At 37.5% G+C, this 17,367-nt stretch carries 16 protein-coding genes and 1 tRNA gene; 8 read left to right on the top strand and 9 right to left on the bottom strand.

Features of this window, described 5'->3' with window-relative positions:
- Window positions 1–57: 57 nt before the first annotated feature.
- Both ABN080_RS04760 and gapA read right to left on the bottom strand, forming a co-directional pair.
- Entirely contained in the window at window positions 58–942 is an 885-nt protein-coding gene (locus tag ABN080_RS04760) for a D-hexose-6-phosphate mutarotase (protein ID WP_197269098.1), read from the bottom strand.
- Window positions 943–1,056: 114 nt separating this feature from the next.
- Complete coding sequence (gene gapA / locus ABN080_RS04755; RefSeq protein ID WP_072068317.1) at window positions 1,057–2,052, bottom strand: glyceraldehyde-3-phosphate dehydrogenase; 996 nt, start codon at window positions 2,050–2,052, stop codon at window positions 1,057–1,059.
- 343 nt (window positions 2,053–2,395) lie between these two features.
- Between gapA and msrB the strand changes: the two genes are divergently transcribed.
- The 4 genes from msrB to ABN080_RS04735 all read left to right on the top strand — a co-directional run bounded on the left by msrB (window position 2,396) and on the right by ABN080_RS04735 (window position 5,443).
- On the top strand, window positions 2,396–2,833 hold the full coding sequence (gene msrB, locus ABN080_RS04750) for a peptide-methionine (R)-S-oxide reductase MsrB (protein ID WP_072068316.1): 438 nt from the start codon (window positions 2,396–2,398) through the stop codon (window positions 2,831–2,833).
- 82 nt (window positions 2,834–2,915) lie between these two features.
- Complete coding sequence (locus ABN080_RS04745) at window positions 2,916–3,197, top strand: YeaC family protein (protein WP_036912841.1); 282 nt, start codon at window positions 2,916–2,918, stop codon at window positions 3,195–3,197.
- Between the two features lie 111 nt (window positions 3,198–3,308).
- On the top strand, window positions 3,309–4,733 hold the full coding sequence (locus ABN080_RS04740; protein ID WP_196554104.1) for an AAA family ATPase: 1,425 nt from the start codon (window positions 3,309–3,311) through the stop codon (window positions 4,731–4,733).
- Window positions 4,730–5,443, top strand: a complete 714-nt coding sequence (locus tag ABN080_RS04735; protein ID WP_196554105.1) for a retron system putative HNH endonuclease — start codon at window positions 4,730–4,732, stop codon at window positions 5,441–5,443. The genes ABN080_RS04740 and ABN080_RS04735 overlap by 4 nt, the downstream gene beginning before the upstream one ends.
- A 39-nt stretch (window positions 5,444–5,482) precedes the next feature.
- On the opposite strand, the gene pncA is transcribed toward ABN080_RS04735, so the two are convergent.
- From pncA to sppA, 3 genes are all read right to left on the bottom strand, one after another.
- Window positions 5,483–6,127, bottom strand: coding sequence for a bifunctional nicotinamidase/pyrazinamidase (gene pncA, locus ABN080_RS04730; RefSeq protein ID WP_349440494.1), 645 nt, complete (start codon window positions 6,125–6,127; stop codon window positions 5,483–5,485).
- Window positions 6,128–6,149: 22 nt separating this feature from the next.
- Window positions 6,150–7,172 carry an asparaginase gene (gene ansA / locus ABN080_RS04725; protein ID WP_196554107.1) on the bottom strand — a complete coding sequence of 341 codons (1,023 nt, stop codon included), beginning with the start codon at window positions 7,170–7,172 and terminating at the stop codon, window positions 6,150–6,152.
- Window positions 7,173–7,417: 245 nt separating this feature from the next.
- On the bottom strand, window positions 7,418–9,274 hold the full coding sequence (gene sppA / locus ABN080_RS04720) for a signal peptide peptidase SppA (protein ID WP_349440493.1): 1,857 nt from the start codon (window positions 9,272–9,274) through the stop codon (window positions 7,418–7,420).
- 546 nt (window positions 9,275–9,820) lie between these two features.
- Between sppA and ABN080_RS04715 the strand changes: the two genes are divergently transcribed.
- Genes ABN080_RS04715 through ABN080_RS04705 form a run of 3 tightly spaced genes read left to right on the top strand, consistent with a single transcriptional unit; the run spans window position 9,821 to window position 13,397 of the window.
- Window positions 9,821–10,372 carry an NAD(P)H nitroreductase gene (locus ABN080_RS04715; protein WP_197269102.1) on the top strand — a complete coding sequence of 184 codons (552 nt, stop codon included), beginning with the start codon at window positions 9,821–9,823 and terminating at the stop codon, window positions 10,370–10,372.
- A gap of 15 nt (window positions 10,373–10,387) precedes the next feature.
- Window positions 10,388–11,431 (top strand): selenide, water dikinase SelD, encoded by a 1,044-nt coding sequence (gene selD / locus ABN080_RS04710; protein WP_197269103.1) that lies wholly within the window; start codon window positions 10,388–10,390, stop codon window positions 11,429–11,431.
- Between the two features lie 4 nt (window positions 11,432–11,435).
- Window positions 11,436–13,397, top strand: a complete 1,962-nt coding sequence (locus tag ABN080_RS04705) for a DNA topoisomerase III (protein ID WP_349440492.1) — start codon at window positions 11,436–11,438, stop codon at window positions 13,395–13,397.
- 66 nt (window positions 13,398–13,463) lie between these two features.
- Here the strand turns inward: ABN080_RS04705 and xthA are convergent, their stop codons facing one another.
- Window positions 13,464–14,270 carry an exodeoxyribonuclease III gene (gene xthA, locus ABN080_RS04700; RefSeq protein ID WP_349440491.1) on the bottom strand — a complete coding sequence of 269 codons (807 nt, stop codon included), beginning with the start codon at window positions 14,268–14,270 and terminating at the stop codon, window positions 13,464–13,466.
- A gap of 446 nt (window positions 14,271–14,716) precedes the next feature.
- Between xthA and ABN080_RS04695 the strand changes: the two genes are divergently transcribed.
- A complete protein-coding gene (locus tag ABN080_RS04695) occupies window positions 14,717–15,580 on the top strand; it encodes a LysR family transcriptional regulator (protein ID WP_349440490.1) in 864 nt (287 codons plus the stop codon).
- A 30-nt stretch (window positions 15,581–15,610) separates the two neighbouring features.
- Here ABN080_RS04695 and ABN080_RS04690 read toward each other — a convergent pair.
- The 3 genes from ABN080_RS04690 to ABN080_RS04680 form a co-directional block, all read right to left on the bottom strand.
- Window positions 15,611–15,695, bottom strand: a tRNA-Tyr gene (locus tag ABN080_RS04690).
- 254 nt (window positions 15,696–15,949) lie between these two features.
- The gene (gene purU, locus ABN080_RS04685) at window positions 15,950–16,798 is read right to left on the bottom strand and encodes a formyltetrahydrofolate deformylase (protein ID WP_198624260.1); all 849 of its coding nucleotides are present in this window, start codon (window positions 16,796–16,798) and stop codon (window positions 15,950–15,952) included.
- A 38-nt stretch (window positions 16,799–16,836) separates the two neighbouring features.
- Window positions 16,837–17,310: a YchJ family protein gene (locus ABN080_RS04680; protein ID WP_340893176.1), complete on the bottom strand. Its 474-nt coding sequence runs from the start codon at window positions 17,308–17,310 to the stop codon at window positions 16,837–16,839.
- Between the last annotated feature and the right edge of the window lie 57 nt (window positions 17,311–17,367).

Raw genomic sequence — 17,367 nt, 5'->3', positions numbered from 1 at the left:
AAAAAGCTTCGATTTAAACCTCGAAGCTTTTTTATTTGTGTAATACGTGAGTAATATTTATTTTTCAGCAATATTTTTACGAACACGCACTACTAGAGATAAACGACCAGGATGCACATTATCTGGTTTTAACGGTTGATGGATACGTGCAGTTTCTACACAAGCCATTTTACGATAGCCACCTGCACTCATATCTTTCATTGAACTTGCAAGCTCTGCGCCGGGATTCCAACATACCACATCACTATGGTGATAATGATGAACTTCAATTGTGCGATCCCAACCATCATCATGAATAAGATTAAAATCGTCAGGCTCTGTATAAAGCCTGTCAGTGCGTCCATTAAAACGTAATGCGGTTTCATCAGTATAGACTTCTTTGTCTGCCACAGTGTCAATGTAGTGGCTTCCTAAGCCGGTGACAGAGACATTATCAATATCACTCACATTAAAATAAGAGTGAAGGGCGGCTGTCGCGTCATAATCACCATAAGATTCTAATTCTACTTCACAAGTTGTCCCTAACTTAAAACGAGCAATTAGAGTAAACGGATGAGGCCAATATTTTTGTGTTTGTTGGTTCTCTTTTAGTGTCATTGTAATAAGCACGCCGTCATCTTGTTCTGTGTGGGCGCTAAATTCCCAAGGTAGAATACGTGCAAATCCGTGACTTGGTGTACCTGCTGAAGCGAACCAAGGCCAGCAAATAGGGATGCCACCACGAATGGCAACACCGGGAGTGAAGAGTGATGCCTCACTGAGCCAAAAGACAGGGTGTTCTTGTGCGGGTTGCCAAGCAATTAAATGTGCACCTTGAAGGCTAATAGCTGCTCGAACTTTAGGATGTGAAATAACAAGGATAGGAAGTTCACCTAATTGCCGACGACTTAAATAAGGTGATATTTGTTCAATAATCGGCAATGAAAAAATTTTCTCGTTCATTATCTTTGGGCCTTCTGTCACTGACTATTTCAATACAATAAACTGACTGGCTGGAAAATAAAAGAGCCACCTAAAAGGTGGCTCTAAGCAAAATCTTGATTTTATAAGCTCTAATTATTTAGAGATATGAGAAATCAGATCCAGAACTTTGTTTGAATAACCAACTTCGTTATCGTACCAAGCAACTAATTTAACAAAGTTGTCGTTCAGAGCGATACCTGCTTTAGCATCAAATACTGAAGTCAGAACTTCGCCATTGAAGTCAGTTGAAACAACTGCATCTTCAGTGTAACCCAGAACGCCTTTCAGTTCGCCTTCAGCTGCTGCTTTGATAGCATCACAGATTTGCGCGTAAGAAGCTGGTTTTTCCAGACGTGCAGTCAGGTCAACAACAGAAACGTTAGGAGTAGGAACACGGAAAGACATACCAGTCAGTTTGCCGTTCAGTTCAGGAATAACTTTACCTACAGCTTTAGCAGCACCAGTTGATGATGGGATGATGTTTTGAGAAGCACCACGACCACCACGCCAGTCTTTTGCAGAAGGACCATCAACAGTACGTTGAGTTGCAGTTGTTGCGTGAACAGTCGTCATCAGACCTTCAACGATACCGAAGTTATCGTTGATAACTTTAGCTAAAGGCGCTAAACAGTTAGTAGTACAAGATGCGTTAGAAACGATATCTTGGCCTGCGTATGATTTATGGTTTACGCCCATTACGAACATAGGAGTGTTGTCTTTTGAAGGACCAGTCAGAACAACTTTTTTCGCGCCAGCTTGGATGTGTTTACGAGCAGTTTCGTCAGTTAAGAACAGGCCAGTTGCTTCTGCAACAACGTCAGCACCGACTTCGTTCCATTTCAGATTTGCTGGATCTCTTTCTGAAGTTACGCGGATGGTTTTACCATTAACAACGAGGTGGCCATCTTTTACTTCAACAGTACCGTTGAAACGGCCATGAGTTGAATCGTATTTCAGCATGTATGCCATGTAGTCTGCGTCTAACAGATCGTTAATACCTACGATTTCGATATCTGAACGTTCTTGAGCAGCACGGAAAACGATGCGGCCGATACGACCAAAACCATTAATACCTACTTTGATAGTCATATGTATTCCACCAGCTTTAATTTAGTGAATTAAAAAGTTGCTTCTAAAGTTACCAAAACCGCGCCAATCGTCAAGCGGAATCGTGTCAATAATTGCAAAAAATCAATTAAAAAAACACTTTTCGCTTAAAGATTGGTCGTTTTAGCTAAATGTTACGCTGTGTATTATCGGGATCAACGCCGATAAATGAAGTTACCTTTGCTCCGTTATGTGAAATTCATCACATTTCAAAAACTAAAGATTACTCTTGATGATTTTAGACTATATTTTCCAGATTTGTTGTTAAATCTTTGTTATTATTCACTGTTGTTTTAAAAAGCATTTTTCTGAGCACGAGGTCGATATGGCAGATAATGAAAAGAAAGTGAATATTTCAAGTAATAACAATCACCTTGATTTATCAACACTCAATGAAATGCAACGTTATGTGACGCAACAACACGGCACAGAACCTCCGTTTAGTGGTAAGTTATTACATAATCGTCAAACTGGGATTTATCACTGTTTATGTTGTTCTGCTCCCTTATTTTATTCAGATACAAAATTTGATGCAGGATGTGGCTGGCCTAGTTTTTACCAACCTGTTAATAGTGATGCGATCCGCTATATTGATGATTTTTCTCATAATATGAAAAGAACGGAAATACGTTGCCAGCAGTGTGATGCACATTTAGGTCATGTTTTTAATGATGGTCCAGCCCCTACAGGGGAGCGTTATTGTGTTAATTCAGCTTCACTGTCATTTACAAACAGTGAGACAGGTGAAGAGCAGAAAGGTTGATAGCTATTAAATTAACAAAATAATAACAAATGAAAAAACGATTCAGCTATTTTAAGTGATTATTTAGCTTATGGAGCAATCAATGGAAGTTAATGAACTTATTTCGATGGTGACCCCTGAAATTTATCAGCGTATTTCAACCGCAGTTGAATTAGGCAAATGGCCTGACGGCGTTGCATTGACTGATGAACAAAAAGAACATTGCATGCAGATTGTTTTATTATGGCAAGCAAAAAATAACCACACACCTGAGCATATGACAGTAGGCACTAATGGACAAATTACCATGAAGAGCAAACAAGAATTAAAAGCTCAGTTTCAATCTGAACGTTTAGCAACGCTAACGCCAATGGATGATGATTAAATTCTTATAGTATAAATAAGATTGTTGTAGACCTTTATATTATAGGTAAGAGTATTTTTAATAGTTCTTATCTGTGGGAGAATAAGAAACGATAAATTGAGAGGGGATGAAATGAAAATTGATAAAGTAATAATAAAAAACTTTCGTTGTTTTGAGCAACTTGAAGTCACTTTTCATCCTCAAATGACCGTCCTTATAGCACCTAATGGTGCTGGAAAAACAACAATTCTTGATGCTGTTCGTATTGCGCTGTGGCCTTTTGTTAAAGGTTTTGATTTAGGCAGTCAAACAGGTAAAGCTGCAACAATACAAATTGATGATGTCCGATTAAGGCGCCTTGATCAAAACATGGAACCTGCCTTACCTTCAGAAATAGAGGCATTTTCTAATCAAAAAGACGATATATTACCTGCATCTTGGTTACAGTTTCGCGAAAAGGTAACGCCGAAAACAGGGACTAAAGGGGACAAACTTACTACAGTCCTGACTAATATCGCTAAAAAGTATCAAAGTGAGATTTATAAATCTTCTAAAATTGTTAAAGAGTCTCTTACTCAAGAAAATACTAACTTGCCTCTGATCGTGTATTTAGGGACTGGGCGATTATGGTATCAAGGACGATACAGTTCAGAAACACAAGATAAAAAACTGGATAACAGTGTTCACTCTCGTTTTTGGGGATATCAAAACTGTTTAACTGCCACATCAAGTTATAAGCAGTTTCTGACTTGGTATAGTTGGGTCTATCGTAGTCACAGAGAGCTACAAATAACACAATTAGAGAGCCAATTAACACCACAAGATGAAGTCGCCCAAAAAAATTTTTCTGCTGCAATTAAAGTTGTGCAAACTTCTATTAATAAGTTAACTCAAAAGCTGACAGGCTGGCATGATTTACAATATAGAGCCAGTATGGGGCAACAACTTGTTATGTTGCATCCCGAGCAAGGTTACATACCGCTTTCTTTATTAAGTGATGGTTTACGTAATATGGTAGCAATGATCTCGGATATTGCATTTCGCTGTATTAAATTAAACCCACACCTTGGTGAGATGGCGGCAGTTAAAACTTCAGGTATCGTGCTCATTGATGAAGTGGATATGTTTCTCCATCCTACTTGGCAGCAAACGGTACTATCATCGTTAATGGAAGCATTCCCCAATATTCAGTTTATTGTGACAACTCATAGCCCACAAGTTATTAGTACCGTTCATTCGGATTGTATCCGAGTGATTGGTGAGGATCATAAAGGTGAAGCGATCGCATCAAAACCACTTGCTAATACATATGGTAATCCAAGCAATCAAGTTCTTGAAAGTGTTATGCATGTTGATCCTCAGCCACCCATTAAAGAAAAAGAGATGTTAAATAAACTGACTGAGCTGATCGATCAAGGAGAAAGTCATACTGAATTAGTTCAATCATTGCTGAATGAGTTAACGTTTCTTTTAGGTAAATCCCATCCTCAACTGCAACGCCTACAAAGAAGTATTCGTAGGCAGAAGCATTTCTCTGATTTAGAAGGGAAGCAATGAGATTCATCAAACAGTCACCATTGAATGTATATGGATTAACGCAAGCAAATGAAAATCCACCGACTATACAAGCAGAGTCAACAAGCCGTTGGTCATCTTTTAGCTATAAAACGGAAGTTTTACAAAGATTATGTAGGCAACAATGTCAATTATGTTGTTATAGTGAGGTAAGAGCGGATAAACTCGGATTGGAATATCATATCGAACATATTGAAAATAAAAGTCAGAATCCAACTCGCACATTTGATGAATCAAATCTTGCAGCAAGTGTATTTAGTAGCGACTGCCTCAAAAAATTACAAAAAGAGGACATATTTGGTGGGCATACTCTTGCAAAGCAAACAAGTGTTGATATAACACGTTTTGTATCTTGCTATCAGAATGATTGTGAGCATTACTTTGCTTTTTTATCTGATGGTAGAATTGTTCCCAAAAAAAATTTAGATCCAAATAAAAAAGACAAAGCAGAATATACAATTAATTTATTGAATCTAAACTGCCACTTTTTAATAAATTTACGAAAACAACATTGGGATGATTTAGACGAATTATATGAAGAGCATTTGGAGAAAAATTGGGATCTTGAGCAGTTATGCTATTTAGAGTTGGTTTCTTGTGATAACCAAAATGGTCTGTCGCCATTCTATTCTTTAACTAAACAGTTTTTTGGCAAAGTTGCGGATAAAGTCATACAGCAACAAATCAATTAATGATTTATTGCTGTTTTTTACGGTCAAATTATTACGAACCTATTGATTGTTACGATTAAGCCAATGTGCTGAATCTATTAATATCGCTCCCTTCGCTTGCATCTCTTCTAGCGCTACTTGGCTGTCGTTACCTTGAATATTGACACCACGGCAACCATCAGTAATAACAGATACTTGATAACCTAGCTGTAAAGCATCCAGTACTGTAAATTTAACGCAGTAATCAGTAGCAATACCAAGAATATAAAGATGTTTTATATTAAGCGTTTGCAAAAGGGTATGTAAGCCTGTTTGATATTCATGGTCGTTATCAAAAAAAGCACTATAGCTGTCAATAAGGCGGTTTTGGCCTTTGTAAATAATATGGTTAATCAGTGTGTAATTGAGTTCTGGGTGGAATGCCGCGCCGTGAGAGTTTTGCACGCAATGAACTGGCCACCAAACTTGCGGTAACCCGTTTAGTTTACCAATTTCACCCACAACGGTACCTGAGTTTTCAGCAAAGCTAAGATGATCGGCTGGATGCCAATCTAAACTTGCAATAATTGGGCTTTTAGTTTGCTTGAAACCATTAATGAGCTGATTAGCTGTTTGAATAACTATCTCACTTTCGTTAACAGCTAAAGCGCCCCCTGTACAAAAATCGTTTTGTATATCAACCAGTAATAGCGCAGAGTTTTTCACTAAATTTGCCCTTTTATTAAGCTTAGTCGTTATCGTTTAATGTCATTTCACCGCGAAGGTTTTGTTGCATTAAGCGACAAATTTCAGTGTAATCATATTGTTGGCTAAGGAGATAATGCAATTTAGTTAATGTCGCCTCAAATGTCATATCGTAACCACTAATAACGCCGACTTCAGCTAAGGCTTGGCCTGTTGCATAACCTTCCATATTCACTCGACCAGAAATACATTGTGTAAGATTAATAACGACAATGCCACGCTCTGTTGCTTCGCGTAGTGTAGAAAGTAAAGCTGGGTGTGACGGTGCATTACCTACGCCATAAGAACGTAATATTAATGCTTTCACTGGTTGCATCAGAATATTTTTAACGATCTCATCTGAAAGGCCTGGGTAAATTGTGACAACCCCGATGGGTTGAGGTGTAATATTATGTGCAATAAATTCCCCTTTTCCTTTTGGAAATGAATTAATTTTAAATTGCTTAATATTAATCCCTGCTTCTAAAAGAGGGGCGCTATTCGGCGATGCAAACGCATTAAAACCATCTGCATGTGCTTTTACTGTACGGTTACCACGATACAGTGTGTTATTAAAGAAAAGCGCGACTTCATTAATTGGGTGATGTGCAGCTAAATAGAGCGCATTTAATAGATTCGTTTGTCCGTCAGAGCGCAACGCTTCTAAAGGAATTTGAGAGCCAGTGACGATAATGGGTTTACTGAGGTTCTCAAACATAAAAGAGAGTGCTGAGGCCGTAAATGCCATGGTATCAGTACCATGAAGAATAACGAATCCGTCATAATTATGATAATTTTCGTTAATATCGTCAGCGATAGATTGCCAGTCTTCAGGTGTGATATTTGAAGAATCAATTAAAGGAAGATGCTCTTTGATTGTAAAATCAGGCATCTCTTCACGATGGAATTCTGGCATTTTAGCTAATTGGCGTTGTAAATGTCCTGATACAGGAATATAGCCATGTTCAGAATGTTGCATACCAATAGTACCGCCAGTATAAACAACGTAGATTGATTTCTTTTGCATCAGACAAGCACTCTTATTAAGCTGTGAGAAATACCTGATTATAGGGAGTTTGTAGAATAAAAAAAGGAAAGGGTGCTAAAAAAAAGAAAATAGAGGTTATCTAATATCTGCTTTAAATCATTGTGTTAAAAATAGCTTGAATACAAACGAACAAAAAGTACTCATCAGAATATCATTCTATCAAAAGTCGGAAAAAATAGAAGAATACACCTACTCTAACTGAGCAGGTGTATAGATTGAAAAGATTATTGAATATCACCACATGATAAACAATACGCATAGCGATTTAGCGGATCGTTCATATTGCGATAAAACTCTGTTTGTGTTTTAACTTCTTTTAAAACAGGTGCCGGCAAATAAGCTTGTAATGGATCAGGAATAAGCGCTTTTGTATTAGAGGATAAACTCATTATGATCTGTTCTGACAGACTTAATTCTGGTTTCATCCAATCAATAACCGGTTGGTCGATTTTTGCCATTTTAGCAACTGTATCAATAGCATCATCAAAATCACCAAATTCATCGACTAAACCGACATTTTTTGCATCTATTCCTACCCATACCCGACCTTGAGCAATCCGATCAATTTGAGCCGGTGTTTTCTTGCGTGATTCAGCCACTAAATTAAGAAATGTTTTATAACCACTTTCAATATTTAGCTGTAAAAGCTCTGCAAACTCTTCCGGTAGTTTATTAGTGACAGATAATCCGGCTAAGGATGAAGTTGTTACACCGTCGGTATAAACACCAATAGACTCTAAGCTATTTTCAAACGTATTAATAACGCCAAAAATACCAATAGAACCTGTTAATGTTGAAGGGCTGGCAATAATCTTATTTGCAGGGGTTGAGATCCAATATCCACCTGATGCCGCCATGCCACCCATTGATACAACCACATGTTTTTTCTGTTGTTTAAAAGCAGCTACTTCACTGCGTATTTGCTCTGAAGCTGAAACACTACCACCAGGGCTATTTACGCGTAATACAAGCGCTTTAATGTTCGGATCTAAACGAGCTTGGCGAATTTGATTTGCAATAGTTGAACCACCCGCAGAGCCGGGGATACTTTCACCATCAATAATGGCACCTTGAACAACCACTACGGCAATATTTCCTTCATCACTTGCAGGCAATGATGAGGTTAGCGTGTCAGCATAATCATAAATGCTGATATTGTTAAATTGCTTGTTCTCTTTATCCCACTGGAAGGTTTCTGTCATATCTGCTTCAAATTGGGCATATGAGCTGACAGAATCTACCAATTTACGATTTAGTGCATAAGTGGCGTTATCACCATCAGCATTACGTAGCTGTGCAATCATCTCTTTTGCACCTGGGAAAACATCGTCTTTGGTAATGCTACGGTTTTCTGCAACTTGGGTTAAATAAGTAGACCACAGTGCGTGAACTAAACGTAATGAAGCTTCACGAGACTCTGCTGACATATCATTGCGCATTAATGGCTCAACCGCAGATTTATAGGTGCCTACGCGGAAAATATGGGTACTGACTTTTAAGTTTTCTAGCAGCGTTTTGTAATAGAGGTTTTGAAAACCAAAACCATAAACACCCACGGCACCTTGAGGCGTGAGATATACTTTATCGGCATAAGAGGCGAGGTAATATTGAGGCTGGCTGTAATAACCACTTACTGCAAAAATAGGTTTACCCGTCTTTTTAAACTCATTAAGCGCTTTACCAATATAATTTAGTGATGGTTGATCAGCACCTGCGAATTCATCAAGTTTTAATACCATTCCTTTAATTTTCGGATCTTGAGAAGCTAGGCGTAACGTATCAACAACGTCAAATAAGGAATTTTCTTGAAGTTGACTACTTGATACACCTAAAAGCTCACGTCCAACTTCACCTAAAGGATTTTGTGTTGCGGTTTGGTCAACAATCACACCTTTAAGATCAACAAGAAGGGCGCCTTCATAATCAACCGGCTTTTGTGCCTCTTTGGTGATTAAGAAAATACCAAAGACCATAAAAAGAAGGAAAAAGAAAATAACGTTTAAGATTAATTTCCTGATAAAGTTAATGGCTTGCCAACTAAACTTTAATATTGCGCCGATTAACTCCATAATTTTATTCATATTATCTCCACATCATGTAAAGCTAAATTTTAATCCTAAACAGTCATGCTAGAATTATTGGTAAGCAGGCTACATCCACATAATCTCATACTATTAAAACAAAATATGTTGTTAGCAATAGAGGGAATAGCAATAACAATGAAGGAATATTCTAATATAGCTCTTATTGAATGTCTGTCATTGATTTTTAGGAAACGATTAATGATAACCTTTTGGTTAAGGTGTTATTAAGTAAACATTTATCTTACGTGAAAATAACTAAAAAAGGTCACATAAAAAGGTATCAATGTAATATAGGAAATAGTCGAATTAAAAAGAAAAGTAGGATCAAAATAAGCTTAAATTAACTTAGGTAAGTTAAGATTAATCATTTTATGAACAATAAATTACGATTAAATAACCACACAACTGATTTTTGGAAAAATTCCCGCCTAAATCTGTGGATGGTGGTAATATAACAGTTTGTTATACTGCGAATTGATAAGAACTGTCCATCCCCATAAGAATGGGATCTTGCTAAAATAAAATGCTGACAGGAGAATAAAAATGGATGCATTAACGCTGCTTTTGAACCGCCGTTCAGCTTCTCGACTGACTACTCCAGCCCCCGATAGTGAAGCCCTCAATACTATTTTACAAGCGGGCATGCGCGCGCCTGATCACGGCGCACTTAAGCCTTGGCACTTTATTGTGATGCAAAACGAAGGTATTGAGCGTTTTAGCCAATTGCTACATAAAGCGGCTGTTGTGAGTAATTTAGGGCCAGAAGTTGAAGAAAAAGCAAAAAATGCACCTTTTCGTGCCCCTTTGATCATCACAGTTATTGCAAAAGTGAAAGATCATCCGAAAGTGCCTGAATGGGAACAAGTGGTTGCTGCTGGTTGTAGTGTACAAGCAATGCAAATGGCCGCTGTTGCACAAGGATTTGGGGGAATTTGGCGTTCAGGCTCTTGGACTCATGATGCAGTCGTAAGAGAAGGACTTGGCTGTGGTGAACATGAGCAAATTATTGGCTTTCTGTATTTAGGTACACCAGCCTTAAAAGCGCCAAATACGGTTTCTCCTGCTGACTTAACTGATTTTGTGACTTATTTTTAAAAAGGATGGCATGTTATGTCTGAAGCAATTCGTTTAACACAATACAGTCATGGTGCAGGCTGTGGTTGTAAAATCTCGCCAAAAGTTTTAGAAACTATTTTGCACAGTGAGCAAGCTAAATTTCATGATCCTCATTTACTCGTGGGTAATGAAACCAAAGATGATGCCGCTGTTTATGATTTAGGAAATGGTACAGGTATTATTAGCACCACTGATTTCTTTATGCCTATCGTTGATAACCCTTATGATTTTGGGCGCATTGCTGCAACGAATGCTATCAGTGATATCTTTGCTATGGGCGGAAAACCTATCATGGCAATTGCTATTTTAGGTTGGCCTATTGATAAATTAGCACCCGAAATTGCACGTGAAGTGATTGAAGGTGGGCGAGCCGCTTGTCAAGAGGCTGGAATTTCACTGGCTGGTGGACATTCTATTGATGCACCAGAGCCTATTTTCGGGCTTGCTGTAACGGGTGTCGTACCTGTGAGCAAAGTAAAGAAAAACAGTGAAGCAAAAGCAGGATCTCAGTTATTTTTAACAAAACCTTTAGGTATTGGTGTGTTAACAACGGCTGAGAAAAAAGGTTTGTTAAAACCAGAACACCAAGGTTTAGCAACAGAAATTATGTGTCGTATGAACAAAGCCGGTGCTGATTTTTCTAATATCGAAGGTGTTACTGCAATGACCGATGTTACAGGATTCGGTTTATTAGGTCATTTGAGTGAGATTTGTGATGGCTCTGGTGTGCAAGCGACCATTCATTTTTCACAAGTGCCAAGATTGCCAGAAGTTGAATCATATATTGAAAAAGGTTGTGTACCAGGCGGTACAGGGCGTAATTTCGAAAGTTATGGCCACTTGATTGGTGAAGTTACTGAAATGCAACGCAAATTACTTTGCGATCCACAAACCTCAGGTGGGTTATTATTAGCTGTATTACCTGAAGCTGTAGAACAAGTTAAAGACGTCGCTGCTCGTTTTGATATAGAACTAACCTCTATCGGCGAGTTAACTGAGCCAGTGGCAGGAAAAGCGTTGATTGAAGTGATTAACTAACGTAATGAGATTATTTATTGCAGAAAAACCCAGCCTTGCTCGCGCTATCGCTGATGTATTGCCAAAACCTCATAAACGGGGTGATGGCTTTATTCTTTGTGGTGATAACCAGTATGTGACATGGTGTGTTGGTCACTTGCTTGAGCAAGCTGAGCCGGATGCATACGACCCGCGGTACGCCCGCTGGTCGTTAGATGATTTGCCTATTATTCCAGAAAAATGGCAACTCAAGCCCCGAGCTGATGCAAAAAAGCAGTTAGAAACAATCAAGACACTACTTAAGCAGGCAAAAGAAGTGATCCACGCGGGTGACCCCGATCGTGAAGGTCAGTTATTAGTTGATGAAGTGCTTAACTATTTAAATATCAGCGAAGACCAAAGGAAACAGGCGCGTCGTTGCTTAATTAATGATTTAAACCCCGCAGCAGTGACGCGCGCTATTGATAAGCTACGTTATAACCATGAATTTATTCCATTGTGTGTATCCGCTTTAGCAAGGGCAAGAGCTGACTGGCTTTATGGAATAAATATGACTCGAGCATATACGCTCTTAGGTCAGCGCAATGGTTATCAAGGTGTATTATCTGTAGGGCGAGTGCAGACCCCTGTGCTTGGTTTAGTGGTTCGCCGTGATGAAGAAATTGAAAATTTTGTTCCTAAAGATTTCTTTGAAGTAAGAGCGCATGTTGTGACTCCCGCGGATGAACGCTTTACTGCAATTTGGCAGCCTAGTGAGCATTGTGAACCTTGGCAAGATGAAGAGGGGCGATTATTAAACCGAAAACTGGCAGAGCATGTTGTTGATAGAATTAAAGACAAGCCAGCCAATGTTACGGATTATCAAGATAAACAAGAATCTGAAATCGCACCGTTACCGTTCTCGCTCTCAGCATTACAAATTGAAGCCGCAAAACGATTTGGTTTAAGCGCACAACAAGTCTTAGATACCTGTCAGCGATTATATGAAACACATAAATTAATCACATATCCCCGTTCTGACAGTCGTTATCTCCCAGATGAACATTTTGCAGGCCGTCATGCGGTGATTAATGCCATTAGCGTGCATGATGGAAGTTTATTACCGCAAGAAACCTTAGATATTGATAAAAAGAATCGTTGTTGGGATGACAAGAAAGTGGATGCGCACCATGCTATTATTCCAACTGCAAAAACGGGTAATATTTCATTAAATGAAAACGAAAAAAATATTTATTATCTTGTTGCTCGCCAATATTTAATGCAATTTATGCCTGATGCGGTTTATCGCAAATGCGTGATTGAACTTGATATTGAAAACGGTAAATTTATTGCTAAAGCTCGATTTTTAGCTCAAGCAGGTTGGCGTGTGTTATTAGGTGCCAAAGAGCAAGATTCAGAAAATGATGGTTCTGCATTACCTATAGTAAAAAAAGGTGATGAACTGTTGTGTGAAAAAGGTGAGATTGTTGAAAAACAAACGCAACCTCCAAGGCCTTTTACAGATGCAACATTACTTTCAGCCATGACAGGTATTGCGCGCTTTGTTCAAGATAAAGAACTTAAGAAAATCCTAAGAGCGACGGATGGATTAGGTACTGAAGCGACAAGAGCGGGTATCATTGAATTACTGTTTAAACGTGGTTTTTTGCAAAAAAAAGGACGAGCCATTAATTCAACGCCAGCGGGTAGAGCATTAATTCATGTATTGCCAGATATGGCAACCTTACCGGATATGACTGCACATTGGGAATTGATACTCACACAAATTAGTGAGAAGCAGTTTAAATATCAAGATTTCATGATGCCATTAAATAATACATTGGTAGAGCTAATTACTCAGGCAAAACGTCGCCCTAATATTCAAGCTTTCAGAAATCTTCCTACGCCAGTGCATAATAAAAAGCGTAAGACAGTAACTAAAGGAAGTAACAAAGCAAGCAGCACAAAAAATAAAGCGCAGAGTAAAGCTGCAACGACTGATAATTAAGGCATAAATAAAAAACACTTCCTTAAATAATAAGGAAGTGTTTTTTTGAATAATGATTAAAGACGATTAGATTTTAAATTCAGCCCATACAGGGGCATGATCGGATGGTTTTTCCATTCCTCGAATATCGTAATCAATTCCTGTTGAAATACAATTATCCGCTAAACAACGACTGGCTAAGAGTAAATCGATACGTAGTCCACGGTTGTCATCAAATCCTTTAGAACGATAATCAAACCATGAAAATTTATCATCTATTTGAGGATGTTGTTGGCGGAAAGTATCTGTTAACCCCCAGCCCATCAATGTTGCCAGCCATTCACGTTCTTCAGGTAGGAAAGAGCATTTTCCTGTTTTTAACCAGCGTTTCATATTATTTTCGCCAATACCAATATCTTTATCTGTTGGGCTAATATTTAAATCACCCATAATAAGGACGGGAGAGGTTGGTTTTAAACTGGTTGCTAAGTAGTTTTGTAAATCAGCATAGAATTTTTCTTTTGCTGGGAATTTTGTTTCATGATCACGGCTTTCACCTTGAGGAAAGTATCCATTCATTACAGTGAGTAATCCTGCTGGTGTTTCAATATCAGCCATGATCATCCGGCGTTGAGCATCATCATCATCACCTGGAAAGCCTTTACGTACTGCAATAGGTTTTGCTTTTGTTAATAAGGCAACGCCATAATGTCCTTTTTGTCCATGATAAAAGACATGGTAGCCCAAAGATCCCACACTTTCTAATGGGAACATATCATCATGAACTTTCGTTTCTTGAAGTCCGATAACATCAGGTTGGTGTTTTTCTATGATGGCTTCAAGTTGGTGAGGGCGAGCACGTAAACCATTAATATTGAAAGAGACAAATTTCATGTGACTGTAACCATTTATATATTGAATAATAGGATGCCTTATACTATCAGGATCATAAAATGAATGTAAGTAAATCACTTAAATCATGGCACGGCTTATCAATAGAAAAATAAAGCTAGATAAAATAAAGAGGGAACAAAGAAAATACGATAAATTAATAAAAATAGTTAATTGCATAATAAAAATTATTAATTAAACAAAGTGGAAACATAAACTAATCTTTGATAGAAGAATATAAGTATTATTATTCTTTATATGTGAAGAATAATGACATAATAAAAATAGCATTGCAGTTATAAATTGTATTCATTAAAAGGAGGTAAGGAGATATTTATATAAAACTATATTTATATAAAATTAATTTTTAAATTAATTAATCTATATTCTATTTACATTAAATGAATTAATGAAATTATTTGTTCAACACAGCAAAGGAATGGTGAATTATGTTTTTTTCTCGTAAATTAGAAGCCTTTATGGCCGTAGTTGAAAATGGTTCATTAAGTAAAGCTGCTCGTGTTATGAATCGAACGACACCTCCAGTCGCTAAGTCTATAAAGGACTTTGAGGCAGTATTGGGAAAGCGTCTATTTAAGCGAGAGAAGTTCGGTATGAGCTTAACGCAAGAAGGGCTTGAGCTTTATAATGATTTAAAATCACTTTATCTTCAGGAAAAAGAGATAACAAAAAAACATACCTCAGGTATTATTAATAATAGTATTCATGTTTATTATGATTGGGGGAAAAGCCAGTATTTAACACAACTTTATCAGGCAGCTAATAAAAATTATTCTCATATAAATATAATGCGATTCTCAAAAGAAAACTTTGATGAAATACCTGACTATGATGGAAATACATTAATATTAAGTTCAGAAAAAATTATTAGTGAAAAATTTAGTCTTATTCATAAAATAGACAATAAGTATTTGGGGATTTGTTGTCAGCGAGAGATTGCTAATAGCGTTAATAAAAATATTGATAAACTCTTAAGTGAAAATATTTGGTTATGTGATCCTGCATTATATAAAACAGCTAAAATAAAAAAATTAGAGAGTGAAATAAGAAATGGGGGGAAACCTGTTTGCGTTAGAATGATGGACGATCTTAATTGTTGTTTACGTTTTATTCAAACGCACCATTCTCTGTTAGTTACAGATGAAAACCCATTGAAAGATGAGTATGACGGAGAGCTCTGTTTTATCCCTTTAACTCAGCCTACACTGCTGTACAACTGTTATATTTATAAATCTAAGTATCACTCAAGTGTGTTGAATCGTTTTATTGATTTGATTGGAAAAATGGAATAAAAAGTCTATTAGGATGAAGCTAAGAAGAGATGGTGGTGGGAGAAGGATTCGAACCTTCGAAGTCTGTGACGGCAGATTTACAGTCTGCTCCCTTTGGCCGCTTGGGTATCCCACCAACATTAAATTGTTTTGCTGTCCGTGACAGCGGGCGCAATAATACCAAATACCGAAGATCTGTAAAGCGCTATTTTACTAAAAGTAGATCGTTTGCTGTAAAAATGCTCATTTTGTTCAGCTTTCATGCTCTATCGTATTGATTTTAAGTAAAAACGTGAAAGTTAATAGAAGATAAAATAAACCGCGATATGTTTTGTATCGCGGTTTATTTTTAGATAATCATAATGTATTCAATATTAATGGTTTGAGAACTTATAAAATAATCGTTCTGTTACCATAAACGAAGACACGTTGTGAAAGTACCCAATATAAAGCATGGCTAAGTACATTTTTTTCAACATCACGACCAGCTCTCATCATATCTTCTGCAGAAAATGTGTGGTCAACGTTAATTACGTTCTGTGTGATGATTGGGCCTTCATCTAAATTATCATTTACGTAGTGAGCAGTAGCACCAATGATCTTGACTCCGCGTTCGTAAGCCTGATGGTAAGGGCGAGCACCAATAAAGGCAGGCAAGAAGGAGTGGTGAATATTGATAATTTGATTTGGGAAGTTTTGTACAAATGCAGGTGTTAATACACGCATGTATTTTGCGAGTACAACGTAATCAGGTTTGTATTGATTAATTTGTGCAATTAACTTTTCATCATGTTGATCACGAGTTAATCCTTCATGACTAACAAGATGGAAAGGAATACCAAATTGTTCTACTAAATGTTTTAACGTGTCATGATTACCAATAACAGCGGCAATTTCTACATCTAGATCACCGAATGCGCTCTTCATTAACAAATCGCCAAGGCAATGTGCTTCTTTTGTCACCATAACTACAATGCGACGGCGACCTGCGGTATTCAATTCACGTTGAGAACCTTGCGGTAATGCATCATCTAAATCAGCAAGAAAAGTTTCATCATTAAAGATGCCTTCAAGCTCAGTGCGCATAAAAAAGCGACCAGTACGATGATCAACAAATTCACTATTTTGAACAATATTTAATTGATGTTTGTAGCAAATATTGGTGATTTTTGCGATTAGGCCTTTTGCATCAGGGCAAATAGTACGGAGTATTTTTTTTTGAGTATTTTGGTGTTGCATGTATGGATAAATCCTTTCTTTTACTTCTGTGTTTGCAATTATTTGATGTTATTTTCACAACATTTTTTGTATTTACGCCCTGAACCACAAGGGCAGGGATCGTTTCGTCCTACTTTTGGTTTCACACCGTCAATATAAAACCAACAGTTATCTATTTTTAGAAAACGGGATCGTTCATGTAAGTACTGTTTATCATCGGCATTTCTTTCAATAAAGCAAGCCGAGAATTCAACGTATGCCTCATTTTTATTTGTGCTTGCTTGCGATGAGATAATATTAAGTCCAAGCCATTGTGTATTTGGGAAGCCTGAAGTTAATTCATCATGCAAGGATGCAATACGGCAAGAGGGGTGCCACGTTTTTATTAAGTAATTAGCATTATGTTTAACGAACGCGCTATAACGCGACCGCATTAATGCTTCTGCTGTTGGGGCATTTTTCTGCTCCAAATGGTAAGGCTCACAGCAATCAGAGTAGAATAATTGGCTATTACAGGGGCATAAATTCGACAAAATAATGTCCTAACTCACGTTATTAGTATGACGATTTCCCATAGATTGAAAAAAGTA

The organism is Proteus sp. fly-1089 (assembly GCF_040138965.1).
In the GTDB taxonomy this organism is placed as follows: domain Bacteria; phylum Pseudomonadota; class Gammaproteobacteria; order Enterobacterales; family Enterobacteriaceae; genus Proteus; species Proteus vulgaris_B.
This window is presented reverse-complemented; position numbering and strand designations above follow the sequence as displayed.